The sequence below is a fragment of the Micromonospora rubida genome (assembly GCF_009908295.1).
Lineage (GTDB): Bacteria > Actinomycetota > Actinomycetes > Mycobacteriales > Micromonosporaceae > Micromonospora > Micromonospora rubida.
The window spans coordinates 676,975-700,400 of sequence record NZ_JAAALO010000001.1 but is presented as its reverse complement, the minus strand read 5'-3'; the positions used below and the strand labels follow the sequence as shown (position 1 = coordinate 700,400).

The 23,426-nt window shown below is 71.9% G+C and carries 21 protein-coding genes; 17 read left to right on the top strand and 4 right to left on the bottom strand.

The window, feature by feature from the left end:
• Window positions 1-78 precede the first annotated feature (78 nt).
• From GVV04_RS02950 to GVV04_RS02940, 3 genes are all read left to right on the top strand, one after another.
• Window positions 79-1,065 (top strand): LacI family DNA-binding transcriptional regulator, encoded by a 987-nt coding sequence (locus GVV04_RS02950; RefSeq protein ID WP_201752929.1) that lies wholly within the window; start codon window positions 79-81, stop codon window positions 1,063-1,065.
• A gap of 61 nt (window positions 1,066-1,126) precedes the next feature.
• Window positions 1,127-1,789: a M23 family metallopeptidase gene (locus GVV04_RS02945; protein ID WP_328822175.1), complete on the top strand. Its 663-nt coding sequence runs from the start codon at window positions 1,127-1,129 to the stop codon at window positions 1,787-1,789.
• A 116-nt stretch (window positions 1,790-1,905) separates the two neighbouring features.
• Window positions 1,906-2,745 (top strand): peptidoglycan-binding domain-containing protein, encoded by an 840-nt coding sequence (locus tag GVV04_RS02940; protein ID WP_201752798.1) that lies wholly within the window; start codon window positions 1,906-1,908, stop codon window positions 2,743-2,745.
• A 47-nt stretch (window positions 2,746-2,792) separates the two neighbouring features.
• Here GVV04_RS02940 and GVV04_RS02935 read toward each other — a convergent pair whose 3' ends face one another.
• Window positions 2,793-3,536, bottom strand: coding sequence for a YqjF family protein (locus GVV04_RS02935; RefSeq protein ID WP_161684159.1), 744 nt, complete (start codon window positions 3,534-3,536; stop codon window positions 2,793-2,795).
• 177 nt (window positions 3,537-3,713) lie between these two features.
• Here GVV04_RS02935 and GVV04_RS32020 point away from each other — a divergent pair, with 177 nt between their 5' ends.
• The 10 genes from GVV04_RS32020 to GVV04_RS02890 all read left to right on the top strand — a co-directional run bounded on the left by GVV04_RS32020 (window position 3,714) and on the right by GVV04_RS02890 (window position 15,781).
• Window positions 3,714-5,045 carry a helix-turn-helix domain-containing protein gene (locus GVV04_RS32020; RefSeq protein ID WP_328822174.1) on the top strand — a complete coding sequence of 444 codons (1,332 nt, stop codon included), beginning with the start codon at window positions 3,714-3,716 and terminating at the stop codon, window positions 5,043-5,045.
• Window positions 5,046-5,179: 134 nt separating this feature from the next.
• A complete protein-coding gene (locus tag GVV04_RS02925; protein ID WP_161684158.1) occupies window positions 5,180-5,659 on the top strand; it encodes a hypothetical protein in 480 nt (159 codons plus the stop codon).
• 118 nt (window positions 5,660-5,777) lie between these two features.
• Window positions 5,778-8,036: a catalase gene (locus tag GVV04_RS02920; RefSeq protein ID WP_161684157.1), complete on the top strand. Its 2,259-nt coding sequence runs from the start codon at window positions 5,778-5,780 to the stop codon at window positions 8,034-8,036.
• Window positions 8,037-8,225: 189 nt separating this feature from the next.
• The gene (locus GVV04_RS02915; RefSeq protein WP_328822173.1) at window positions 8,226-9,515 is read left to right on the top strand and encodes a cytochrome P450; all 1,290 of its coding nucleotides are present in this window, start codon (window positions 8,226-8,228) and stop codon (window positions 9,513-9,515) included.
• Window positions 9,509-9,634 (top strand): hypothetical protein, encoded by a 126-nt coding sequence (locus tag GVV04_RS33810; protein ID WP_268926191.1) that lies wholly within the window; start codon window positions 9,509-9,511, stop codon window positions 9,632-9,634. Before GVV04_RS02915 ends, GVV04_RS33810 begins: the two co-directional genes overlap by 7 nt.
• 36 nt (window positions 9,635-9,670) lie before the next feature.
• Window positions 9,671-9,865 (top strand): ferredoxin, encoded by a 195-nt coding sequence (locus GVV04_RS02910; RefSeq protein ID WP_161684155.1) that lies wholly within the window; start codon window positions 9,671-9,673, stop codon window positions 9,863-9,865.
• Window positions 9,866-10,355: 490 nt separating this feature from the next.
• Window positions 10,356-11,903: a multiple monosaccharide ABC transporter ATP-binding protein gene (gene mmsA, locus GVV04_RS02905; RefSeq protein ID WP_161684154.1), complete on the top strand. Its 1,548-nt coding sequence runs from the start codon at window positions 10,356-10,358 to the stop codon at window positions 11,901-11,903.
• Complete coding sequence (mmsB, locus tag GVV04_RS02900; protein WP_161684153.1) at window positions 11,900-13,198, top strand: multiple monosaccharide ABC transporter permease; 1,299 nt, start codon at window positions 11,900-11,902, stop codon at window positions 13,196-13,198. The genes mmsA and mmsB overlap by 4 nt, the downstream gene beginning before the upstream one ends.
• Before the next feature lie 53 nt (window positions 13,199-13,251).
• Window positions 13,252-14,352 carry a substrate-binding domain-containing protein gene (locus GVV04_RS02895; protein ID WP_161684152.1) on the top strand — a complete coding sequence of 367 codons (1,101 nt, stop codon included), beginning with the start codon at window positions 13,252-13,254 and terminating at the stop codon, window positions 14,350-14,352.
• Window positions 14,353-14,461: 109 nt separating this feature from the next.
• The gene (locus GVV04_RS02890) at window positions 14,462-15,781 is read left to right on the top strand and encodes an ROK family transcriptional regulator (protein ID WP_328822172.1); all 1,320 of its coding nucleotides are present in this window, start codon (window positions 14,462-14,464) and stop codon (window positions 15,779-15,781) included.
• A 3-nt stretch (window positions 15,782-15,784) separates the two neighbouring features.
• Here GVV04_RS02890 and GVV04_RS02885 read toward each other — a convergent pair whose 3' ends face one another.
• Window positions 15,785-16,399: a TetR/AcrR family transcriptional regulator gene (locus tag GVV04_RS02885; RefSeq protein ID WP_161684151.1), complete on the bottom strand. Its 615-nt coding sequence runs from the start codon at window positions 16,397-16,399 to the stop codon at window positions 15,785-15,787.
• Window positions 16,400-16,508: 109 nt separating this feature from the next.
• Between GVV04_RS02885 and GVV04_RS02880 the strand changes: the two genes are divergently transcribed.
• From GVV04_RS02880 to GVV04_RS02865, 4 genes are all read left to right on the top strand, one after another.
• On the top strand, window positions 16,509-16,976 hold the full coding sequence (locus GVV04_RS02880) for a MarR family winged helix-turn-helix transcriptional regulator (protein ID WP_328822171.1): 468 nt from the start codon (window positions 16,509-16,511) through the stop codon (window positions 16,974-16,976).
• A complete protein-coding gene (locus tag GVV04_RS02875; protein WP_161684149.1) occupies window positions 16,973-18,616 on the top strand; it encodes an MDR family MFS transporter in 1,644 nt (547 codons plus the stop codon). Before GVV04_RS02880 ends, GVV04_RS02875 begins: the two co-directional genes overlap by 4 nt.
• 141 nt (window positions 18,617-18,757) lie before the next feature.
• Window positions 18,758-19,609 carry a phosphatase PAP2 family protein gene (locus tag GVV04_RS02870; RefSeq protein ID WP_235965544.1) on the top strand — a complete coding sequence of 284 codons (852 nt, stop codon included), beginning with the start codon at window positions 18,758-18,760 and terminating at the stop codon, window positions 19,607-19,609.
• 317 nt (window positions 19,610-19,926) lie between these two features.
• Window positions 19,927-20,799: a hypothetical protein gene (locus GVV04_RS02865; RefSeq protein ID WP_161684147.1), complete on the top strand. Its 873-nt coding sequence runs from the start codon at window positions 19,927-19,929 to the stop codon at window positions 20,797-20,799.
• A 182-nt stretch (window positions 20,800-20,981) separates the two neighbouring features.
• Here GVV04_RS02865 and GVV04_RS02860 read toward each other — a convergent pair whose 3' ends face one another.
• The gene (locus tag GVV04_RS02860; protein ID WP_161684146.1) at window positions 20,982-22,214 is read right to left on the bottom strand and encodes an ATP-grasp domain-containing protein; all 1,233 of its coding nucleotides are present in this window, start codon (window positions 22,212-22,214) and stop codon (window positions 20,982-20,984) included.
• A 149-nt stretch (window positions 22,215-22,363) separates the two neighbouring features.
• Entirely contained in the window at window positions 22,364-23,329 is a 966-nt protein-coding gene (locus GVV04_RS02855; RefSeq protein ID WP_161684145.1) for an ABC transporter permease, read from the bottom strand.
• Window positions 23,330-23,426: the final 97 nt, after the last annotated feature.

Here is a 23,426-nt window from a genome sequence, read left to right as displayed (position 1 = left end):
CCTTCTGCGACCGTAGGCTCCCCAAAGGCGAAAGGGTGGACCGTGGGCACCGACAACAGCCGGAACGTCACCATCGCGATGATCGCGCGCCTGGCCGGCGTCTCCGTGCCCACGGTCTCCCGGGTCATCAACGGCCGCTCCGACGTCGCCCCCCAGACCCGGGAACGCGTCGAGGAGCTGCTCACCCGGCACGGCTACCGCCGCCGCTCGTCGAGCAGGCGGCCCAGTGCAGCCCTGATCGACCTCGTGTTCAACGACCTCGACAGCCCCTGGGCGGTGGAGATCATCCGAGGGGTGGAGGACGTCGCGCACAGCAGTGGGGCCGGCACCGTCGTCTCGGCCATCCACCGGCGCACCTCCTCGGCCAAGCAGTGGCTCGACAACATGCGTACCCGCTCCACCGAGGGGGTCATCTTCGTGACCTCGATGGTCGCGCCACCGTTGCAGGCCGAGCTGCGCCGGCTCAACGTTCCGGTGGTCATCGTCGACCCCGCCGGGGTGGCCCCGCAGGAGGCTCCCACCATCGGCGCCACCAACTGGGCGGGCAGCCTCGGCGCCAACCAGTACCTGCTCGGCCTCGGCCACCGCCGCATCGGCTTCATCGCCGGCCCGCCGCAGCTGATGTGCAGCCGCGCGCGGATGGACGGCTACCGGGCGGCACTCGACGCGGCCGGCGTCGCCGTCGACGACGCCCTGATCCGCCCCGGCAACTTCTACCACGAGTCCGGCTACGCCGCCGGCACACAACTGCTGGCGCTGCCCGATCCGCCGACCGCCATCTTCGCCTCCAGCGACCAGATGGCCCTCGGCGTCTACGAGGCGGTCCGCAAACGTGGCCTGCGGGTGCCCGACGACATCAGCGTGGTCGGCTTCGACGACCTGCCCGAGGTCCGGTGGTGCTCCCCGCCGCTGACCACGGTCCGTCAACCGCTGGCCGAGATGGGCATGCTGGCCGCGCGTACCGTGCTGCGGCTGGCCCAGGGCGAGAAGATCGAGAGCCCCCGCCTCGAACTCGCCACCGAGCTCGTCGTACGCGACAGCACCACACCACCCCGGCCCCGGTGAGGGGCCGGCCGGCCCGTGTCCGGCGGCCGGTGTCTTGCCGGGGTCTGCCATGCTCGGGGCGGTGACGACCGGCCATCCGACCAGCCCCCGCCGTAACCGCCGCGCCCGCCGCAACCGGCGCAGCCGGCTCCTCCGCGCCGGCCTCGCGGTCGGCGCGATCGGGGCCGTCGCCGCCGTCGCCGTGGTCGTCGTCCCGCTGCTGCTGCCGCCGGGCCCGCGCCCGTCCTTCCAGCTCCCCGTCGCGTGCGGCGAGACCTGGCAGCTCGGCACCTACCCGGGCCACGACGACTACGACGTCGACCTGTTCCCCACCGAGGGCGAGGCGTGGGGTCGGCCGGTGCTCGCATCCGACGCCGGCACGGTCACCGAGGCGGGCATCAACGGGTCCCTGGGCGGGCGTACCCCGGACGACCCGGACGGCCCGCGCGGTCGGGGCGGTGGGTACTGGGTGAAGATCGATCACGGCGGCAGGTGGGAGACGCAGTACCTCCACCTGCTCGAACCACCGGTGGTCCGGGTCGGTCAGCGGGTCGCCCGGGGCGAGCAGATCGGGCGGGTCGGCAGCACCGGCAACTCCGGGGCACCGCACCTGCACTACGAGCAGCACAGGGGCTGGCAGAAGGTGGAGACCCACTTCGACGGCTCACCGTCCGGCATCACCCACGACGACACCGAGTACACGGTCACGCGTACCAGCAACAACTGCGGCCCCGGGACGCCGTAGCCGCGGCCCGCCGGGCGGGCCGGTTCCGGGCCTCGCGAGGGCGTCGCGATCGACCGGGGCGAGGGTAAGATCATCGACACCTCGGTCGGCGGTCACCACACCATATTGGAGAGACAGTGCTCACCAGAAGACGCCTGCTCCACAATGCGATAGTCGCGACGGTCGGCCTCGCGGTCGGCGGCCAGGTTCTGCCCGCTCCGGGTTCCGCCGTGCTGCCGCAGGCCGACATGGAAGCACTGATCAAGGCCGCGCAGATCGACCCGCGCCGCGCCGACACCGCCATCACGGCCGGCAGCAAGGACAGTGTGCTGCTCGTGGAGCGGGCCCTTCGGGACCGGGGGTTCCTCGCCGCCACCTATGTGGACGGACACTTCGGCACCAGCACCGTCTCGGCCTACGCCGCGTACCAGCGTTCCCTCGGATACTCGGGGCTCGACGCCACCGGCCTGCCCGGGCAGACGTCGCTGCGGCTGCTCGGTGAGCAGCGTTTCACGGTGACCCGCGCGGTCACGCCCGGCAGCGCCGTCGCGTTCCGTGGCGCCCAGGTGAACACCCGGACCCGGGCCATGCTGCTCGAAGCCGAGCGGCTGCTCGGCCGCCAGCTGACGATCTCGCAGGGCTCCTACAGCACGAGCGATCCGACCTCGGCCGGCACCCACGACGGCGGCGGAGTCCTGGACCTGTCGGCCGACGGCATGTCCAGCACCCTCCGCACCACCGTGGTCCGGCAGTTGCGTCAGGTCGGCTTCGCCGCCTGGCTGCGCACCCCGAGCCAGGGGAACTGGCCCTACCACGTGCACGCCGTCGCGCTGGCCGACACGGATCAGTCGGCTCCCGCCCAGCACCAGGCCGGCGACTACTACCTCGGGCTGAACGGACTGGCCAACCGTGGCGCCGACGACGGGCCCGCTGTCACCCCCAAGCTCACCTGGGAGGAGTACCAGCGGACTCTGTGACCACCCAGCCCGCCGGCTCGTGCTGATCGCCGCCACCCGCGTGGCGGTCAGCCGGGCTGGCGCAGGGCGACCGGTGGGCCGAACGCGACCGGGACGCCGGGGGAGTGGAGCACGCTCACCGGCGGGCCGGCCGGTGCCGGCAGCCCGGCGGCGGTGACCAGCTCGTCGTCCAGGTGCAGCAGCTCGGCCCGGTGCAGCGGCCAGCGTGGATGCCAGTTCGGCAGGTGCAGGGTGCGCCCGTACGCCCGGGTGTGCAGCGCCCAGCGGGCGGTGACGAAGTGTTCCAGCGGCGTCGGGTCGGTGAGCGGCTCGCCCACCCGGACGACCATCCGGCTCGTCGCGCCGGCCGGGCCGGGCCAGCGGCGCCGGCACCGGTAGGTCAGTAGGTCGCCGTCGCGGTCCAGCCGCATCGCCGACCACAGGTACGGCAGCCGCAGGGTCGCGCGGGCGACCAGCACCGGGACGAGCCGGGAGGCGTCGAGCGAGCGGAACACCACGGCCCGCCGGCCGGTGTCGTCGACCGAGTAGAGCCGCACGTTGGTCTCCCAGAAGGTGCCGAGGTACGGCACCTCCGGTCCCTGGCCGAGGCCCAGCCCGACCATCCGGAAGCCGATCAGCCCGACGTGGGCGACCCCGTCGAGGGTGTCCGGGCGGGTGCCGGCGGGCAGCAGCGGCGCGACGAGTTCCGGCTCGACCGCCCAGTGCAGGAAGGTGAGGTCCTCCCAGCGCTGCCGCAGGACCGCCCGACGGAACGCCCGATCAGGTGCGGGGTCGACCCGCTCGATGTCCATGCATCCATCGTGCCCCGCCCGGTGGACCCGCCGGACACCAGCCACCACGAGCGGTCGACGGCACTCTATCCGCAGGCGGGCAACCGGGCGTCCGTAGCGGTACGGGCAGTTTCGTACGATCCATCCGGCGCCGGTCCGGATCCTGCGTCATAGCAAGGACACGCGGACGGGGGCGACGTGGCGCGCAAGGAACGACCGATCGACCTCAGGGCTGGTCCGCTGCCGCGCTTCGCCCACGAACTACGGATGCTCCGGGCGGCGGCCGGCAACCCCGCCTACCGCGTCCTGGCCAGGGCCGCCGGCTACAGCCCGACCACCCTCTCCGAGGCCGCGAGCGGGATGCGCCGACCCAGCCTCGACGTGGTGCTGGCGTACGTGGGCGCCTGCGGCGGGGACACCGAGCAGTGGCGGCACCGCTGGCACGAACTGGACGCCGCGCTGCGCGCGGCCGCCGGGCCGCCGCCCGATCCCGAGTCACCCGATCCCGAGTCAACCGATCCCGTGTCGGCCGACCTCGCGCCGGCCGATCCCGTGTCGCCCGAGCCCCTGCCGGACGTCGCCGCCGTTACCGCCGGGTCAGCCGACGCCGAGGCGCTCGCCGCGCCGGCACCGTCCGGGCCAGCGTCACCGTCCGGGCCAGCGGCGCCGTCCGGTCCCGCCGGGTCGGTGGTGCCCGGTGGGCCGGCGGCGGGGCGTCGGCACGCCCGGCGGGTGCTCGTGGCGGCCACGGTGGTGTCCGTGACGGCGGCCACGGCGGTCGGGGTGCTCACCGACCGGGGGCCGGCGGTGTCCCGGGGGACGGGGGCGGCGACCTGCCCGTCCGTCGGGCCGGAAGCCCGGTTCACCGGCACGACGTACGGCATCGGGGCACGCGTGCGCACCGGCGCGCACCTCGACGCCCCGGTGCTGTCGATGGTGCCGGCGGGCTGCTCGGTCGGCTTCACCGGCTTCTGCCTCGGTGACGCGGTGCTGGACGCCACGTCGGGTACGCCGGACGTCCGCTGGTTCACGGTGGCCGGCGGCGGGGTGATGGCCTCGGGGATCGTGCACGGCAACCCGGCGGGCGAGGCCGCCCCGGTCGACTGCCCGGGGGGACGGACGCCACCCACCGAGATCACCCTGGCCGCCGAGCCCACGCCCGAGGCGGGGACCGCCGAGCGGGGCCGGCTGCGGCTGCGGGCCGCCGGCCGTCGGGTGGACGTGGTCGGCTTCGCCGCGTACTACGCCGACGACAGCCGGGGGCTGCCCCGCTGGCACCAGCTTGCCCTGACCGGCCCCTCGGGGCCCGCCTTCACCGCCGAGTGGCGGCCCGCCCGGCAGCACCCGCCCGTCCAGCCGTCCGGTGCGGTGCTGCTGGCCGCGGCGGCCTGCCTGGGCGGCGATGGCCCCACCGACGTGCTCGACGTCCGGCGGGTGGCCGGGGCCCGGCTCGCCGCCCCGTCCCGGCCTCTCGACCCAGGTCAGCGGGTCGCCGCCGGGAGGGCGGCGTGCCGGTACCCCGACCGCTGACGCCGGTTCCCGGCGGGCCGTCCCGGCGGGATTGATCGGCGCGCCCCGATCGGGGACGCGATCAATCAACCGCGCCGGTACGAACGAGTCCGACAGGGCGCCGCGTTCGGTGCGGCGTCCGGAAGGAGAACAACGTGTCCATTCGCCAGAAGAGACTCGCCGACGTGCTGGGCCGGCGGTTCGCCGCAGCCGTGGTGGCGATCGCCGTGGGTATGGCCGCCCTGTTGACCGGTCCGACCGCGGCCCACGCGGCGGACAAGAACCCGTATTCGGCGTCCGGGCTCTGTGGCGCGGGGTACTACGTCCTCGACGTCAACCCGGCGGACGGCGACTACTACATCTACGTGCTCTACAACCGCAGCACGGGCAAGAACTGCGTCGTCACGCTGAAGCAGAACCACCTGGGCGTGAAGACCCCGGTGGACGCCCGCGTGAAGGCGCAGGGTGGTAGCTGGGTCGTCGACCGGGGCAGCTACAGCTACTACGCGGGCCCGGTCTACGTGAACGCGGCGGACAAGTGCATCCAGTGGGGCGGGTACGCCTACTACTACCCCAGCGGCGGGGCTGCCCCGTACTGGATCGGCTACGAGAGCTTCCCCGAGTTCTGCGGCTGATCGGAGGGCAGCCGGTGTCCCGCCCCCACGGGCGGGACACCGGCCTGTTTTGCTCGCGCGGACCTGGGTACCGCGCAGGAGCCTGCAAAACAGCCGCTCCACGGAGGTAACAGACCAAATGGGCAGCAATTTCGCCAAGGCGGCCAAGGACGCCGTGGAGGCAGCAACGGAGAAGGTGGCCGACGTCCTGACCCCGGAGGTGCCTGGCGCTCCGGGCAGCGCCCCACCGGCCGTCGCGGAGCCGGCGACGCCACACGACCCGCTGCCACCGGGCAAGGAGCAGGGGGCGCCGGAGACCCGCACCCCGACCGGCGCGAAGACCGGCGCGCCGTCGACCGCGAACGGCCAGCAGGGCGCCTTTCTCACCACCTCGCAGGGGGCCCGGCTGCGCGACACGGACCACTCGCTGAAGGCCGGGCCGCGCGGCCCGGTGCTGCTCCAGGACCACCACCTGCGCGAGAAGATCACCCACTTCGACCACGAGCGCATCCCCGAGCGGGTCGTGCACGCCCGGGGGGCCGGGGCGCACGGCGTGTTCACCGCGTACGGCACCGCCGAGGGGATCACGAGGGCCGGCTTCCTCAAGAAGGGGCGGGAGACCGACGTCTTCGTCCGGTTCTCCACCGTTCTCGGCTCGCGCGGCTCGGCCGACACGGTTCGCGACACCCGCGGCTTCGCGACGAAGTTCTACACCGACGAGGGCACCTTCGACCTCGTCGGCAACAACATTCCGGTCTTCTTCATCCAGGACGCCATCAAGTTCCCCGACGTGATCCACGCCGGCAAGCCGCACCCCGACCGGGAGATCCCGCAGGCCCAGAGCGCGCACGACACGTTCTGGGACTTCGTCTCCCTGCACACCGAGGCGCAGCACCACACGATGTGGAACATGTCCGACCGGGGCATCCCGCGCTCGTTCCGGACGATGGAGGGGTTCGGCGTGCACTCCTTCCGGCTGGTCAACTCCGCCGGGGAGACCGTGCTGGCAAAGTTCCACTGGAAGCCCAGGCTGGGCGTGCACTCCCTGACCTGGGAGGAGGCGCAGCTGCTCGGCGGCATCGACCCGGACTTCCACCGCCGGGACCTGTACGACGCGATCGAGGCCGGCGCGTACCCCGAGTGGGAACTCGGCCTCCAGGTCTTCCCCGACACGCCGGAGGAGACGTTCGCCGGGATCGACCTGCTCGACCCGACGAAGATCGTGCCGGAGGAACTCGCCCCGGTGCAGCCGGTCGGGAAGCTGACGCTCAACCGCACGCCGACGAACTTCTTCGCCGAGACCGAGCAGGTCGCCTTCCACGTCGGCCACCTGCCGCCGGGGATCGACGTCACCAACGACCCGCTGCTGCAGGGCCGGCTGTTCTCGTACGTCGACACGCAGCTCACCCGGCTGGGCGGGCCGAACTTCTCGCAGATCCCGATCAACCGCCCGCACGGCGCCGTCAACGACATGCTGCGCGACGGCTTCCACCAGGACGCCGTCCACGCCGGGGTGGCGCCGTACCGGCCGAACTCGCTCGACGGCGGCAACCCCTTCCCGGCCGGCGACGCCGAGCACGCGTTTGTCGACGTGCCGGTGACGGTGGCGGAGGCGCCCAAGGTGCGCGCGAGCCCGGCCTCGTTCGACGACCATCACAGCCAGGCCCGCCTGTTCTGGCTGAGCATGTCGCCGGTCGAGAAGGAGCACATCATCCGCGCCTACACCTTCGAGCTCGGCAAGTGCTACCACCAGGCGATCAAGGAACGCCAGCTCCAGAGCCTCGCCAACATCGACCCGGTGCTCTGCTCGCAGGTCGCCACCGGCCTGGGCCTTCCCGCGCCGGAGCCGACCGTGCCGCTCGCCGACGTCGCGCCGAGCCCCGCGCTGTCGCAGGTAGGCCGGCAGTGGCCGACCGACGGCCGCACGATCGGGATCGTCGTCGGTCCCGACAGCGACCTCGACGGCGTCGGCGAGGTGCGCCGCGAGGTGTTCGCCATGGGCATGGTGCCGCTGCTGATCGCGCCGCACGGCGGCACGGTCGGGGATCTGCCCGTGCAGCGGACCTTCGCCACCGGCCGATCTGTCGAGTTCGACGCGCTGCTGCTGGCCGCGGCGCCGGCGCCGGCGCCGGACGCGCTCCCCGCGCGCGACGCCAAGGCGGGAGCGGCGGACTCCGCGTCCGTGGACCCGCGCGTGCTGCTCCTGGTGCAGGAGTGCTGGCGGCACGCCAAGGCCGTCGGCGCGTGGGGCGCCGGCGTCGCGGTGCTGGATCAGGTGGGGGTGACCGGCACGCCGGGCGTGGTCACGGGCGACTCCGGAGCCGAGGTCCTCACCGCCGTGCGGCAGTTGATGACCGCGCACCGGGTGTGGGAGCGGTTCCCCGCCTCCGTCGCCTGACCCGCCCGCGAGGAGGGGCCGTCCGCCGCAGCGCGGGGGACGGCCCCTCCTCGCGGCCCGGGACCGGGGGTGACCGCAGGGGTACGCATCGAGAGGTGACGGATCCGAGTCGGACGGTTGCGCCCCGTATTGACTCCGGTCAGTCAGCTGGCTTAGGTTCGGTGCCTCGGAATGCTGGGGAGGAAATCCGTGCAACACGACAATCCGCTCAAGGATGGCGTGGCCGAGGCCGTGCCGTCGTACCCGTTCGACGCCCCGGCCGCGCTCGACCCGCCGCCCGAGTGGGAGGCGCTGCGCGCCGAGTGCCCCGTGGCGCGCATCCGGATGGCCAGCGGCGACGAGGCCCTGCTGCTGACCCGGTACGAGGACGTCCGGGCCCTACTGTCCGACCCGCGCTTCACGCACAGCCTGGACAAGCCCGACGCCGCCCGGATCTCCGCCTCGGAGAAGGGCGGGGTGTTCAACAACACGCCCCCGTACGAGAAGCCGCGTGAGGGCGGGGCCGAGGCGGACGGGCAGGCCGGTGGCGGCATGTCGATGAAGAGCGGCCCGGGGCACGCCCGCTGGCGTCGGCTGATGAGCCGGTCGTTCACCGCCAAGCGGGTCTCCGCCCTGCGCCCCCGGATCACGCAGATCGCAGACCAGCTCGTCGACGACATGGTCGCCGGCGGCGCGCCGGCGAACCTCACCGCGTCTCTCGGCCTGCCCCTGCCCGTGTTCGTCATCTGCGAGCTGCTCGGCGTGCCGACGAAGCACCGCGACCGGTTCTCCCACTGGTCGGACACGATGCTCAACCTCACCCGCTACGAGCAGGCCGAGATCGACGCGGCGGCCCGGGAGTTCCACGGGTTCATGTCCGCGCACGTGCAGGCCAAGCGTGCGGATCCCGGCGACGACCTGATCAGCGAGCTGGCCGCGGTCGTCGACTCGGAGGACGGGCGGCTGACGGAGGTCGAGCTGGTCGCCACCGCCCAGGGTCTGCTCGTCGCCGGGCACGAGACCACCGCCAACATGATCGGCAAGATGGTCGCCATGCTGCTGTCCGACCGCAGCCGCTGGGAGCGGGTGCTCGCCGACCGGTCCCTGGTGTCGAACACCGTGGAGGAGGCGCTGCGGTTCGACGCCAACCCTGGCTTCGGCATCCCCCGCTACCTCTCGGAGGAGGTCTGCGTCGGCGACCGGACCATCCCCAGGGGCTCGACGGTGATCACCAACCTGGCGGCGGCCAACCGCGACGAGCGGGCGTTCGCCGATGCCGACGCGATGGTGCTGGACCGGTCGCCCAACCCGCACCTGGCCTTCGGCGCCGGCCCGCACTCCTGCCTCGGCCAGGCGCTGGCCCGGGTGGAGCTGCAGACCGTCCTGGGGGTGCTGCTCGACCGGCTGCCCGGCCTGGACCTGGCCGTCCCGGCCGAACAGCTGCGCCGCCGTCAGGGCCTGGTCGTCGGAGGGCTGGAGGAGTTGCCGGTCCGATGGTGACCCCAGCCCCGCAGGAACGCCTGGCGTCCCAGCGGCGGCTGCGCGCGGACGCGGCGGCGACCCGGGCGCTCCTGCTGAGCGCCGCCGAGCGGCTCTTCGCCGCCACCGACGGGCGCTGAGCCCTCCGCCACCCCGAGCCACGGAAGGTTTCCACCATGCGGATCACCATCGACGAGGAGAAGTGCTGCGGCGCGGGGCAGTGTGTCCTGGTGGCGCCGGAGGTCTTCGACCAGCGCGACGAGGACGGGGTCGTCGTCCTCCTGGCCGCTACCCCGCCCGCCGATCAGGCCGACAACGTGCGCAACGCCGCAGCGGTGTGTCCCGCCGCCGCGATCGCCGTGGTGCCGTGACCCCACCGCCGGGCGAGGTCTGATCGGCGACGTGACCGCGGCAGGCGGGGCGGGCGCGGCACTGCGGGGATCTGGAACTCTGTTCCACGCGCGCGCCCGGCTGTCATGCCTTGCCGTGCACACCTTGCCGTGCGACCACCACGGCGCCGGCGGAGTCCCGCCCGGCGGCGGGCGCGTCGGCCGACTACCGTTGCTCTGCGGTTCCCGGGTTCCGCACCCGGCCGCGCGTGGCCGGGGTCGTCGTGTGTCCGCGCTCCGTGCGGGCGGGGCCGGCGGTGGGCCGGCCCGCCGGTCGTTCTGGTGGTGTCGGCGTGACGGGTGGTGCGGATGACGCCGAGCTACCCCCAGCATTGCGGGATTGTTACATGTTAGGGCCGGTCCAGCCTTGCGATCGGCCCTCCGCCGGAATACGTTGCCTCCAACAACAAAACCAGGTGAAGGTTCTTCCCCTTCCGGAGGTATCGATGATGTTGGCGAGGTGGTGCGAACGATGAACGACGTACCCATCCTCCTGGAGATGCGCTCCATCACCAAGGAGTTTCCCGGAGTCAAGGCCCTCGCCGACGTCAACCTGGTGGTGCGCGCCGGCGAGATCCACGCCATCTGCGGCGAGAACGGCGCCGGCAAGTCCACGCTGATGAAGGTGCTCAGCGGGGTCTACCCGTACGGCACCTACGACGGCCAGATCGTCTACCAGGGCGCGGAGACCCGCTTCTCCGACATCCGCGCGAGCGAGAGCGCGGGGATCGTGATCATCCACCAGGAGCTCGCGCTCATCCCGGGCATGTCGATCACCGAGAACATCTTCCTCGGCAACGAGCCGCGCAGGCGGGGCGCGATCGACTGGAAGTCCGCGAACCGGATGGCCCTGGAGCTGATGGCCCGGGTCGGCCTGGCGGAGGACCCGGACACCCTGATCAAGGACATCGGCGTCGGCAAGCAGCAGCTCGTGGAGATCGCCAAGGCGTTCGCCAAGGACGTGAAGCTGCTCATCCTGGACGAGCCGACCGCCGCGCTCAACGAGGCCGACTCCCGGCACCTGCTGGACCTGCTGCGCGGCTTCCGCGCCCGGGGCGTCACCTCGATCATGATCTCCCACAAGCTGAACGAGATCGAGGCGATCGCCGACCAGATCACCATCCTGCGCGACGGTCGGACGGTCGAGACCCTGGACGTCAAGGCCGACGGCGTCGACGAGGACCGGATCGTGCGCGGCATGGTCGGCCGCGAGCTCGGCAGCCGGTTCCCGGACCACACCCCGAAGATCGGCGAGATCTTCTTCGAGGTCCGCAACTGGAACGTCCGGCACCCGATCTCCGCCGACCGCCAGGTCTGCAAGAACGAGAGCTTCGTCGTACGGCGTGGCGAGATCGTCGGCTTCGCCGGGCTGATGGGCGCGGGCCGCACCGAGCTGGCCATGAGCGTCTTCGGCCGCTCCTACGGGGTGTACGAGTCGGGCACGATCATCAAGGACGGCAAGGAGATCGTGCTCAAGTCGGTGGCGGACGCGATCGCCCACGGGCTCGCGTACGTCAGCGAGGACCGCAAGGCGATCGGGCTGAACCTGCTCGACGACATCAAGACCTCGACGGTGGCCGCCAAGCTGTCCAAGATCTCGCACCACGGCGTGCTCGACGAGGTCGAGCAGTACCAGGCCGCCGAGGCGTACCGCAGGGAGCTGCGGACCAAGGCCCCGACGGTCGACGAGGGCGTCTCCAAGCTCTCCGGCGGCAATCAGCAGAAGGTCGTCCTGGCGAAGTGGATGTTCACGGACCCGGACCTGCTGATCCTCGACGAACCGACCCGCGGCATCGACGTGGGCGCCAAGTACGAGATCTACGGCATCATCCAGCGGCTTGCCGACCAGGGGAAGGGCGTCGTCGTCATCTCCTCGGAACTGCCTGAGCTGATCGGGCTCTGCGACCGCACCTACACCGTGTTCGAAGGCACCATCACGGGCGAGATCGCCCGGGCCGACGCGGACCCGGAGACCCTCATGAAGCAGATGACCTCGACGAAGAAGATGCAGACACGATGAGCCGGATCAAGGACCTTCAGAAGAACCTGTTCGGAGGCACGACCTCCAACGCCCGTCAGTTCGGGATGATCTTCACACTGGTCGCGATCGTCGTCCTTTTCCAGATCCTGACGGACGGCCTGACCCTGCGGTCGGACAACCTGATCGCGCTGTTCCAGCAGAACTCGTACATCCTCATCCTCGCCATCGGCATGCTGATGGTGATCGTCGCCGGGCACATCGACCTGTCGGTCGGCTCGGTCGCCGCGATCGCCGGAATCCTGGTGGCCAAGTCGATGGCCGACTGGTCGCTGCCCTGGCCCGCCGCCATCGTGTTCGGCCTGGTGATCGGTGCGGTGATCGGCGCCTGGCAGGGCTTCTGGGTGGCCTACGTCGGAGTGCCGGCGTTCATCGTCACCCTGGCGGGCATGCTGCTCTTCCGGGGCGGCAACCAGTTCATCGGCAACGCGAACACCATCCCGGTGCCCGAGGGCTTCCGGGTGATCGGCTCCGGGTTCCTGCCCGAGGTCGGCCCGAACACCGGCTACAACAACATGACGCTGCTGCTGGGCCTGGCCGCGTGCGCGGCCGTGGTGTGGCGGGAGCTCCAGTCGCGCCGGACGCGCCGGCAGATGGACGCCGACGCGGCCCCGATGTGGATCTCGATCCTGCGGCTGGCCGTGATGATCGGCGTGATCGTCTTCGCCTCGCTGCGCTTCGCCAGCGGTCGCGTCGGCACCAGCTTCCCGGTCTCCGGGATCATCCTGGTGGCCCTGGTGCTCGCGTACTCCTTCTACACCCGCAACACGGCGGGCGGCCGGCACATCTACGCGGTGGGCGGCAACTCCCGGGCGGCCGAGCTGTCCGGCGTCAAGCTCAAGCGGGTCAACTTCTTCGTCATGATGAACATGTCCGTGCTGGCAGCCCTGGCCGGCATGATCTTCGTGGCCCGTTCGGCGGCATCCGGTCCGCAGGACGGCAACGGCTGGGAACTGGACGCGATCGCCGCGGTCTTCATCGGTGGCGCGGCCGTCGCCGGTGGCATCGGGACCATCAGCGGCTCGATCGTCGGTGGTCTGGTCATGGCCGTGCTCAACAACGGCCTGCAACTGATGGGCGTCGGCACCGACCGCGTCCAGATCATCAAGGGGCTGGTCCTGCTGCTGGCCGTCGCGATCGACGTCTACAACAAGAGCCAGGGACGGTTCTCCGTCATCGGCAGCCTCACGCGCCCGTTCCGCCGTGACGGCTCCGGCCCTCCCACCGCATCACCAAAGGTGGGCGGCGATGCCGCCCCCGTCAAGGTGGCCGGCTGACGCCCACCGACCTTGTCTTCCCGTATCACCTCCGTAGAAGGGCATTACTGCTCATGCGCAACTTCCTCGGCAAGTCGGTGGCCATCGGTGCCATCGCAGCGCTGGCCCTCACCGCCTGCGGCTCCGGCCGCGACGAGGAGTCCGGCAGCTCCGGCGGCGACGCCAAGGGCTTCGCGGCCAACTCCCTGATCGGCGTGGCCCTGCCGGCCAAGACCTCGGAGAACTGGGTCCTCGCCGGCGACCTGTTCAGCAACGGCCTCAAGGAGGCCGGGTTCACCAGCGACGTGCAGTACGCGGGCGCGTCGACCACGGTCGCCGACCAGCAGGCGCAGATCACCGCCATGGTCACCAAGGGCGCCAAGGTCATCGTCATCGGCGCGACCGACGCCGCGCAGCTGTCGACCCAGGTCGCCGCAGCGCACCAGGCGGGCGTGAAGGTCATCGCCTACGACCGGCTCATCACCAACAGCCCGGACCTCGACTACTACGTCGCGTTCGACAACTTCAAGGTCGGCCAGCTCCAGGGCCAGGCCCTGCTGGACGGCATGAAGGCCAAGAAGCCGAACGGCCCGTACAACATCGAGCTCTTCTCCGGCTCGCCGGACGACAACAACGCCGGTGTCTTCTTCAACGGCGCGATGGACGTGCTCAAGCCGGAGATCGACAAGGGCAACGTCGTCGTCGGCTCGAAGCAGGTCGACGTCAAGCAGACCGCCATCCAGGGCTGGAAGGCCGAGGGTGCGCAGGCCCGCATGGACCAGCTGCTGACCTCGACCTACGGCAGCAAGGAGCTGGACGGCGTCCTCTCCCCGAACGACACGCTCGGCCGCGCGATCATCACCTCGATCAAGGGTGCCAACAAGCCGATCCCGGTCGTCACCGGCCAGGACTCCGAGGTCGAGTCGGTCAAGTCCATCATCGCGGGCGAGCAGTACATGACGATCAACAAGGACACCCGGACCCTGGTCAAGCAGACCATCACCATGGTGAAGTCCCTGCAGGCCGGTGAGAACCCCGAGGTGAACGACACCAAGTCCTACAACAACGGCAGCAAGGTCGTCGAGACGTACCTGCTCCCGCCGGTCGCCGTCACCAAGGCCAACGCGGCCGAGGCCTACGCGAACGACCCGAAGCTCGCGCCGCTCACCAAGTGAGCACCGCGAGGTAACCAGCGGCGAAGGGTCCCGGAGTCCGCTCCGGGGCCCTTCGCCGTGACGGCGTCCACCAGCGACGCCGAGCCGACCCGGGGGAGGAGGCCCGACCGTGGCGACACCCACCCGGCCCGGGCAGGCGCGGGTCGGCCGCGACCCGGAGCTTGCCGCGCCGGGAGCGCCCGGCATGACCCAGGAGGAGACCCGTCGGCGAAACCTCGGTGCCGTGCTGCGTCACGTCCACGTGCACGGCCCGACGTCCCGTGCCGAGCTGACCAGCCGGCTCGGCCTCAACCGCAGCACCATCGGGGCGCTCGCGGCCGACCTCACCGCCGCCGGGCTGGTCACCGAGGAGGCACCGACCACCGTCCGCCGCGCCGGGCGGCCCTCGCTGGTGGTGCGTCCCCGCTCGGCACAGGTGTACACGCACGCGTTGAGCGTCGAGGCGGATTGGCTACGCGCCGCCCGCATCGGTCTTGGCGGTCGCATCCTCGACCTGCGCGAGGTCGACAGGCCCGGCGGGATGTCGGTCTTCGACGCGATCGGCCCGCTGGCCGGCCTGGTCCGCGACATGCAGCGGGCCGTCACCGGAGAGGCGTTGCTGGTGGGCGGCGCGGTCGCGGTGACCGACACGACCCGTGACCGCGACGGGAGGATCCGGATCGGCGGTCCCGGCGAGCCGCTGCGCGCCGCGTTCGAGGCCGAGCTCGCCGCGGGCCCGGGTCTCGTCGCCGGCGACCTGGCCGACATCGCCGGCCTGGCCGAACACGTCCGGGGCGTGGCGGTGGGCGTCGACGACCTCGTCTACCTGCACGGCGACCTCGGGGTCAGCGCCGGCATCATCGTCGGCGGCCGGCTGGTGGTCGGCCACCGGGGGCACGGCGGCAAGGTCGGCCACATGGTGGTCAACCCGTACGGACTGCCCTGCGGCTGCGGCTCACGCGGCTGCTGGGATACCGAGATCGGTGGGGCCGCGCTGCTGCGGCACGCCGGCCGGGAGCCGGGCGGGCCCTCGGCGGTCGTCGAGGTCCTGCGCGCGGCGGCCGGCGGCGACCGCACCGCCCAGGCGGCGGTGCGGCAGGTCGCCGACTGGCTCGGCTTCGGCGTGGCCAACCTCGCCAACGTGGTCAATCCGGGCGTGGTGGTGTTCGGCGGCTCGTTGCGCGACATCTACGCCGCCGGGGCGGATACCGTCCGTCGCCGCCTGGACAGCATGGTGCTGCCCGCCTTCCGTGAGCACCTGCGGCTTCGGGCGGCGACGCTCGGCCGCGACGCCGCCCTGATCGGCGCCGCCGAGCTGGCCTTCGCCAAACTGCTGGCGGACCCGCTGAACGTCGGGGCCGCGGGCTGGTCGGGGGCCGACCCCACCACGCCGGACCCGCTGAACGTCGGGGCCGTGGGCTGGTCGGGGACCGACCCCACCCCGGCCTGATCGTCAGCCGGGGCCTGTTGCCGGGCCCGGCGTGCCCGGTGTGGGCCTCACTTCGGCGAGCGCGGTCCGGATCATGTCGAGCAGCGGACCGTCCGGGTGCTCGATCCACTGCTGGAGGGCGACGCGCAGGGTGGCCAGGCAGGTTGCCGCCAGGACCCGCGACCGCAGGGCCACCTCGGGGCCGGTGAGCCGGTGCGTCAGCTCGGCGGCCAGCTCCCGTTCGACCGTCGTGTACGCCGCCACATGGTGGGCGAGCAGGCCCGGGTGCCTGCGCACCCGCCGGCGTTGGGCCAGCCAGGTCGGCGCCAGCTCGCCGTACACCTCAATGGTGAGGGCCTCCGCCGCGCGGCTGAGCACCGTCCACGGCTGCTCGTCGGCCGGCTGGTCCCGGATCAGTTCCAGCATCCGGCGCAGCCGCACGGTGTCGCCGTAGAAGATCGCCTCCTCCTTGCTGGAGAAGTAGTTGGAGAACGTCCGCCGGGAGACGTCGGCGGCGTCGGCGATCGCCTCGACGGTCACCCGGTCGAGGCCCTCCTCGGCGGCGAGGCGCAGGGCCGCCTCGTGCAGGGCGAGGCGGGTGGCCGCCTTCTTGCGTTCCCGTAGCCCGGCCTCGTGCATGCCGCCAGGCTACGGGACGGTGACCTAGTTCTCAATGCGCAAATTTGCCTGCCGCGCAAGATTGCTGGATAGTTGCATGCGGCAACCATCGGGAACCGGGAGGGTAAGCGTGGAAACCACCGCCCGTGAACTCATGATTCGGATGTTCGGCCTGCTCAAGAGCGTGCGGATGGTCAAGCAGCGGCGGGCCGACGACCGGCCGTCAGTGCCGATCGGCATGGTCGGCATGCTCATCCAGATCGACCAGCACGCCACCGGCTGCCATGCCAGGGAGTTGGCCTCCCGCACCGGGCTCGACCCGTCGACCGTCAGCCGCGCCGTCGCCTCGCTCGTCTCGCACGGCCTGGTCGAGCGGCGCACCGACCCGGCCGACCGGCGGGCCAGCTGGCTGGCCATCACCCCGAAGGGCCAGAGCGCCTTGGCCGACGCACACGGCTGGTACGGCGAACTGCTCGATCGGGCGCTCGCCGACTGGACTCCCGGCGAGGTGGAGGCGCTGTGCGCCGCACTCGGCCGGTTCACCCGCGACCTCGATGTCGCCCTCAAAACCAACGACAACCTGGAGGACGCGCGATGAGCGCACCCACCACCACGGCGACAGACGCGCCGATGAACCATCGGCAGACGCTGGAGGCACTCAGCGGCCTGCTGCTGGTGCTCTTCGTCGCCATGCTGAGTGGCACCGTCGTCTCGACGGCGCTGCCGAAGATCATCGGAGCGCTGGACGGCTCGCAGATCCAGTACACCTGGGTGGTCACGGCCACCCTGCTCACCGCGACGGCCACCACCCCGATCTGGGGCAAGCTGGCCGACCTGTTCAACAAGAAGACCCTGGTGCAGGTAGCCATCGTCGTCTTCCTGGTCGGCTCGGTGGTCGCCGGCTTCTCGCAGAGCGCCGGCCAGCTCATCGCCGCCCGCGCGTTCCAGGGCATCGGCGTCGGCGGCCTACAGGCCCTCGTCCAGGTCGCCATCGCGGCGATGATCCCGCCGCGTGAGCGCGGCCGGTACAACGGCTACCTCGGCGGCGTGATGGCAGTCGCGACGGTCGGCGGACCGCTGCTCGGCGGGCTCATCGTCGACACGTCCTGGCTCGGCTGGCGTTGGTGCTTCTTCGTCGGCGTGCCCGTCGCCGCGATCGCGCTGGTGCTGCTCCAGATGACCCTGCGGCTGCCCACCGTCCGGCGCGAGAACGTCAAGATCGACTACCTGGGCGCGAGCCTGATCGCCGCCGGCGTCAGCGTGCTGCTGATCTGGATCTCGTTCGTCGACAGCTCGTTCGCGTGGGTGTCCTGGCAGTCCGGCGCGATGGTCGGCGGCACCGTTCTCCTGCTGGGCCTGGCGACCTGGGTCGAGTCGCGGGCGGCCGAGCCGGTCGTCCCGCTCAGCATCATCCGGCAACGCACCACCGCCCTCGCCATCCTCGGCAGCCTCGCGGTCGGCATGGCCATGTTCGGCGGGGCCGTCTTCCTCGGCCAGTACTTCCAGATCGGGCGCGGCTACAGCCCCACCGAGGCGGGCCTGCTCACCATCCCGATGATGGCCGGCGTCCTCGGCTCGTCCATCATCGCCGGGCGCATGATCACCAACTCCGGCAAGCTCAAGCCGTACATCGTCTTCGGGTCGGTCGTCCTCGTCATCGGGTTCGGCATGCTCGGCACCATCGACCACGAGACGTCGCTCGTCCTGGTCGGCGCGGCCATGCTCATCGTCGGCGTCGGCGTCGGCATGACCATGCAGAACCTCGTCCTCGCCGTGCAGAACACGGTGGCGCTCAAGGACATCGGCGCGGCCAGCTCCAGCGTCGCGTTCTTCCGTTCCCTCGGCGGCACCATCGGCGTCTCCGTGCTCGGCGCCGTCCTCGCGCGCCGGGTCAGCGACCAGGTCACCCACGACCTCACCGCTGCGGGGATCCCCGCGTCCGGCGGTGGGGGCGGCAGCCTCAACCTCGAGGTCCTGCCCGAGCCCGTGGCGAACATCATCCGCGCGGCGTACGGCGACGCCACCGGGCACATCTTCCTCATCTCGGCCGCCATCGCCGTCGTCGGCATCATCGCGGCGCTCCTGCTCAAGCCGGTCAACCTGCGCACGAGCATCGACCTGCCCGACCCGGCGAAGTCCGTGGCCGTCGCCGCCGACGCCATCGACGGCGCGCCCGCCTTCGACCAGGTGAGCGTCGACTCCGGCGAAACGAGGCGTCCGCCGGCCGCCGACGCCTGACGTCGACGTACGTACCGGGGGCCGCCACCGTCCGACGACGGTGGCGGCCCCCGGCCCATGTGGAGCGTCGGGGGTCGGCGTACGCTGCCGATCCCCTTAGCGAGGGCCGTCACCCACGGCCGTGACCGAGTCGAGGACCCCTTGGAAACTGCCGAGGCCGCACCGGCTGCGCTTTCGGTGCCCGGCCGGCGGCGCGGTCCGCTGCGTCGGGCGGCGCGCGAGCTGGCACTCGTGGCCGTGCTGTTCCTGGCGTACAAGGTGGCTCGCGTCGCCGTGGTCGGCCGGGTGGCGACCGCAGAGGCGAACGGGGAGTTCATCTGGCGGCTGGAACGCCTGCTCCGGCTGCCCAGCGAGGCCGCCGTCCAACTCCCGCTGCTCGCGGGCGACCTTCCGGTGCGCCTGGCCAACAGCTACTACGCCTACGTGCACTTCCCGGCCACGGTCGCGTGCCTGGTGTGGCTGTACCTGCGCCGCCCCGCGCACTACCGCTGGACGCGCCGAGCGCTGGCCGGGCTCACCGCCGCCGCGCTGGCCCTGCACCTGCTCGTGCCGCTGGCCCCGCCCCGGCTGACCCCGCTGACCGGCATGGTCGACACCGGCAGCCGGTACGGACCCGCCGTCTACGGCGCGCCCGGCGCCGACGAGCTGAGCAACCAGTACGCGGCCATGCCATCCCTGCACGTCGGCTGGGCCGTCGCCGTAGCCGTCGCGCTCGTCGCGGCCACCGCCGGGCGGCTGCGCTGGCTGTGGCTGGCGCACCCGCTCGCCACGGTGCTGGTCGTCGTCGGCACGGGCAACCACTACTGGCTGGACGGCGTCGTGGCCGCCGTCCTGCTCGCCCTGGTCCTGTTCCTGTTGCCTGGGCCCGATCCCGCCTCCCGGTCCTCCGGCGCGCCCCGGCGTGCCCCCGCCGATGCGGGCCGGACGGCCGGGCCGGCCCGGTGCCGGGCGGCGTCCCGACGCGGTGCGCGGCGGCGGGCACGGGTGCGGTGACGGCGTCGGCCCGGGCATCGGGCCCAGTAACTTTCGTCACAGTCCGCAACCAGCCCGCCGGGGGCCTGGGGCGAACGCCCTCACGGGGCGGATTCCCTTTGCCAGCGGGCATCGCCGGGGTCCCCGACATCCCTTCGGTGGCACTGTGGTCGGCCACGGAGCGGCTTGTCCCCGTCTGCGCAGAGTGACGGGATGTGGCCAGTCCGGGCCGGCGGTGCCCCGTTGCGGTCGCCGGCGGGTTCCGGGGTTTTGCGTGGCTCACTACCCTGTTCATGTTCTTGTGCCTGGGCACCCGTCGACAGCGATAAGGGCTTCAGATGACCCACAGTCACCCTCCGTACGGAGGGCAGCCGGACCCGAACGTCACTCCGTGGAGCGGGCCGCCGGCCCCGCAGGCTCAGCCGGGCGGATATCCCGCCTACGGCCAGCCGCCGCCGCAGTTCGCCGCCCCCGTGCCGCCGCCGCAGAAGTCGAACCGAGGGCTGGTCATCGGGCTGTCCGTGGGCGCCGCCGTGGTCGTCCTGCTCGCGTTGTGCGGCACCGGCATCGGGTACCTACTGGTCAACGGGGACGACGACGACCCCAAGCCGGTCGCGTCCGGGCCCGCGAACCCCACCGCTGCCCCGCAGCCGGGCACGGACACCTCGACGGAGCCGACGCCGTCCGAGTCGCAGGAGCAGCCGAACAATAACAACAACAACGGGGTGACCGCCCGCTACTCCAGCGAGCTGTCCGCGGTCTGCGACGGCGGCCAGATCCTGAACGCGGCACCGTACAACGGCCCGTCCGGCGCCAAGGCGTACGCCTTCTCGAACTCCCCTGACCGGCCGTCGTCGTGGTCGTCGAAGTCGGTGAGCTCGAACAAGCCGTACTACGCCAAGTCGGCCGACTACCAGACGGTGTCCGTGGTCGGGTGCCTGAAGGTCGTGGCCGGCAGCGAGGGCACGCCCAAGGAGTGCACCTACAAGGACAGCGCGGGCAAGACCGTCACCGTCTCCTACATCTCCTCGAGCTACACGCTGACGTTCTACGCGGCGAAGACCGGCGAGAAGATCGGCGATGGCGGCACCGTGAGCGCCCCGGCCAACCGTTGCCCGAGCTTCATCTCGTACAACAAGGCCACCATGAAGTCGTACGCCGCGCCGGACAGCGGCAGCATCGAGGCGGCGCTGGACAAGTTCCTGTCCTGAGTCGACCACGGGAACCGGGGAGGGCGGGAGACCGGCCCTCCCCGGTCCGGGTGACCAGCGCGGCGACCGCTCATCGGCGGCCCCGCAGCGGGTCGACTACCCGCCGACGCGTGCCCGGTGGGCCCGGTCTCCCGCGCCCCGGACGAAGAGGTGCAGCCCGCCGCAGGCGGGCGCGGGACGGGTCAGGCGGCGTCCGGCGGCAGGATGCGCAGGCGCTCCTGCACCGCGTCCAGCGCCGCCATGCACTCCCGGCGGTCGTCGGCCACGACCGTGGCGTAGGCGACCCGGCCCACCATCGTGCCCTTCGGCGGCGGCGACAGTGAGGCGCCCGCCTCGGCCAGCACGACGAACCGGTCTACCGCGGGCGGCAGGCCGCCGTCGACGCGCACCGACCCGACAACCGTGTCGTCGCGCTCCGGGTAGAAGAACCGGATCGCCGCGACCCGGGCCGTCGGCGGCACCGTGCGCGGCTGCCGACCGCAGGCGATCGCCGCCGCCGCCAGCCCCGGGTCGGTCCCGCCGACGAGCAGCCCGAGGTACGGGATCAGGTCGCCGCCGACGCGCGCGTTGACTTCGATCACCCGTGGGCCGGCGGCGGTCAGCCGCAGCTCGGTGTGCGTCATGCCGTCGGTGAAGCCGAGCGCGGCGTGGGTGTCCCGCAGCACCGCGAGCAGCTCCGGATCGGTCAGCAACGGGTCGGCGCCGTCGACGAGGTGGCCGACCTCCTCGCAGTACGGCGCGAAGCCGAGCTGCTTGTGACCCACGCAGATCGGCCACACCTCGCCCCGGAACACCGCCGCGTCGACGCTGATCTCCGGCCCGTCGGCGTACTCCTCCCACAGGATCCCCCAGTCGTCGGCGGGGACCTCGGGCAGCGCGGCGTGGCCGGTATCGGCGATCGCGAACCCGGCGGCCACCTCCGCCGGTGAGTGCACCACCGTGACCCCGATGCTGCCGCCCAGCGCGCGGGGCTTCAGCACGGCCGGGTAGCCGGTCGAACGGCCGGCGGCCAGCGCCGCGTCGACGTCGGCGACCGGCAGCGAGCGTGGCTGCGGCACGTTCCGGGCGGCCAGCGCCAGCCGGGTGCGGTGCTTGTCCCGACAGCGGCCCACCACCTCGGGGTCGCCGCCCGGCAGCCCGAGCGCCTCGGCCACCCGCGAGGCGCCCAGGATCCGGGTCTCGTCCCAGCAGATCACCCCGTCGATGCGGTTCTCGGCCGACACGGCGCGGGCGGCGGCGGTCATGGCGTCCACGTCGAGGGTGTTCAGCACCGTCCAGCCGTGCAGGTACGCCTGCTCCCAGGCCGGTTCCCGGTCGCAGAACAGGTGCACCCGGTAGTCCTGGCTGATGCTGCTCAGCAGGTACTCCCGGAACCACTGTCCGCCGGGGGTCACCACCAGAAGCTGGGGTTTCATGCCGGTTCTCCTATGTGAGGCACCCCGTTTGACGCAGCGGCACGGTCATGTCGGTCGATGGGCCGCAGCCGGCTACAGTCTGCCCGAACGGCGGGATGGTTGCCATGTGGAATTTTCGGCTCGCGGTGGGTGACCGGACCGGGCTGTGGTCAGCGCAGCTTCGGGTCGAGGGCCTCGCGGATCGCCTCGCCGAGCATCACGAAGCTGAGCACGGCGGTGACCAGGAACATGGCGGGGAAGAAGAGCAGGAAGGGCGAGGCCCGGATGTAGTCCTGCGACTCGCTGATCATGATCCCCCATGACACCACCGGGGTCTTCAGCCCGATGCCCAGGAAGGACAGGGTGGCCTCCACGCCGATGAGCGACCCGACCAGAATGGTGCCGTAGACCAGCAGCGGGGCCAGGCAGTTCGGCAGCAGGTGCTTGAGGACGATCCGGCCGGTGCCCGCGCCCAGCGCGCGGGCGGCCACGACGTAGTCGGCCTCCCTGGTGGCCAGCACCGAGGAGCGCATCAGCCGCATCACGACCGGCCAGATCAGGACGACCAGGGACATGATCACCAGGCCCATGATCCGCCACTCGCTGTTGTTCGCCCCCGCGCCGTTGAAGGTGCTCAGGATGACGATCGCGCCGAGCACGAACGGCAGACCGAAGAAGACGTCGGCGAAGCGGGAGAGCAGGGCGTCCACCCAGCCGCCGCGGTAACCGGCGATCATGCCCATGGCGCCGCCGATCAGCAGCGTGCCGGCGGTGGAGAGCAGCGCCACCACGATCGAGGCGCGGGCTCCGTAGATCACCCGGGCGTAGACGTCCCGGCCCTGCACGTCGTAGCCGAACCAGGCGTGCGAGGAGGGCATGTCGAAGTTGCGGGCCACCACGCCGTTGACCGGGTCGCCCGAGGTGAACAGCGAGGGGAACGCGGCCATCAGCACGAACCCGGTGATGAGGGTCGCGGAGACCCAGAACAGCGGCCGGCGACGCAGGTCGCGCCAGGCGTCGCCGAGCAGGCCACGCGGCTTCTCCTCGTGCCCGGGGCCGAGGAGGGCGGCATCGGCGGGCGGACCGGCCCCGGTTGGCTTCGCGGCGAAGGGACTGTCGGCATTGTGGTCACTCATCGCGGATCCTCGAGGCCAGGGCGGCTCCGGGCGGGCCACCAACAGGTTCGTCAGGAACTGGGGGAGCACCAAACCGCAGGAACACCGCCCACGGTAG

Coding starts and splice junctions, on each gene's coding strand:
- GVV04_RS02950 (WP_201752929.1), top strand. CDS start 79: ATGATCGCGCGCCTGGCCGGCGTCTCCGTGCCCACGGTCTCCCGGGTC.
- GVV04_RS02935 (WP_161684159.1), bottom strand. CDS start 3,536: ATGGACATCGAGCGGGTCGACCCCGCACCTGATCGGGCGTTCCGTCGG.
- GVV04_RS02920 (WP_161684157.1), top strand. CDS start 5,778: ATGGGCAGCAATTTCGCCAAGGCGGCCAAGGACGCCGTGGAGGCAGCA.
- GVV04_RS33810 (WP_268926191.1), top strand. CDS start 9,509: ATGGTGACCCCAGCCCCGCAGGAACGCCTGGCGTCCCAGCGGCGGCTG.
- GVV04_RS02910 (WP_161684155.1), top strand. CDS start 9,671: ATGCGGATCACCATCGACGAGGAGAAGTGCTGCGGCGCGGGGCAGTGT.
- mmsA (WP_161684154.1), top strand. CDS start 10,356: ATGAACGACGTACCCATCCTCCTGGAGATGCGCTCCATCACCAAGGAG.
- mmsB (WP_161684153.1), top strand. CDS start 11,900: ATGAGCCGGATCAAGGACCTTCAGAAGAACCTGTTCGGAGGCACGACC.
- GVV04_RS02895 (WP_161684152.1), top strand. CDS start 13,252: ATGCGCAACTTCCTCGGCAAGTCGGTGGCCATCGGTGCCATCGCAGCG.
- GVV04_RS02885 (WP_161684151.1), bottom strand. CDS start 16,399: ATGCACGAGGCCGGGCTACGGGAACGCAAGAAGGCGGCCACCCGCCTC.
- GVV04_RS02875 (WP_161684149.1), top strand. CDS start 16,973: ATGAGCGCACCCACCACCACGGCGACAGACGCGCCGATGAACCATCGG.
- GVV04_RS02865 (WP_161684147.1), top strand. CDS start 19,927: ATGACCCACAGTCACCCTCCGTACGGAGGGCAGCCGGACCCGAACGTC.
- GVV04_RS02860 (WP_161684146.1), bottom strand. CDS start 22,214: ATGAAACCCCAGCTTCTGGTGGTGACCCCCGGCGGACAGTGGTTCCGG.
- GVV04_RS02855 (WP_161684145.1), bottom strand. CDS start 23,329: ATGAGTGACCACAATGCCGACAGTCCCTTCGCCGCGAAGCCAACCGGG.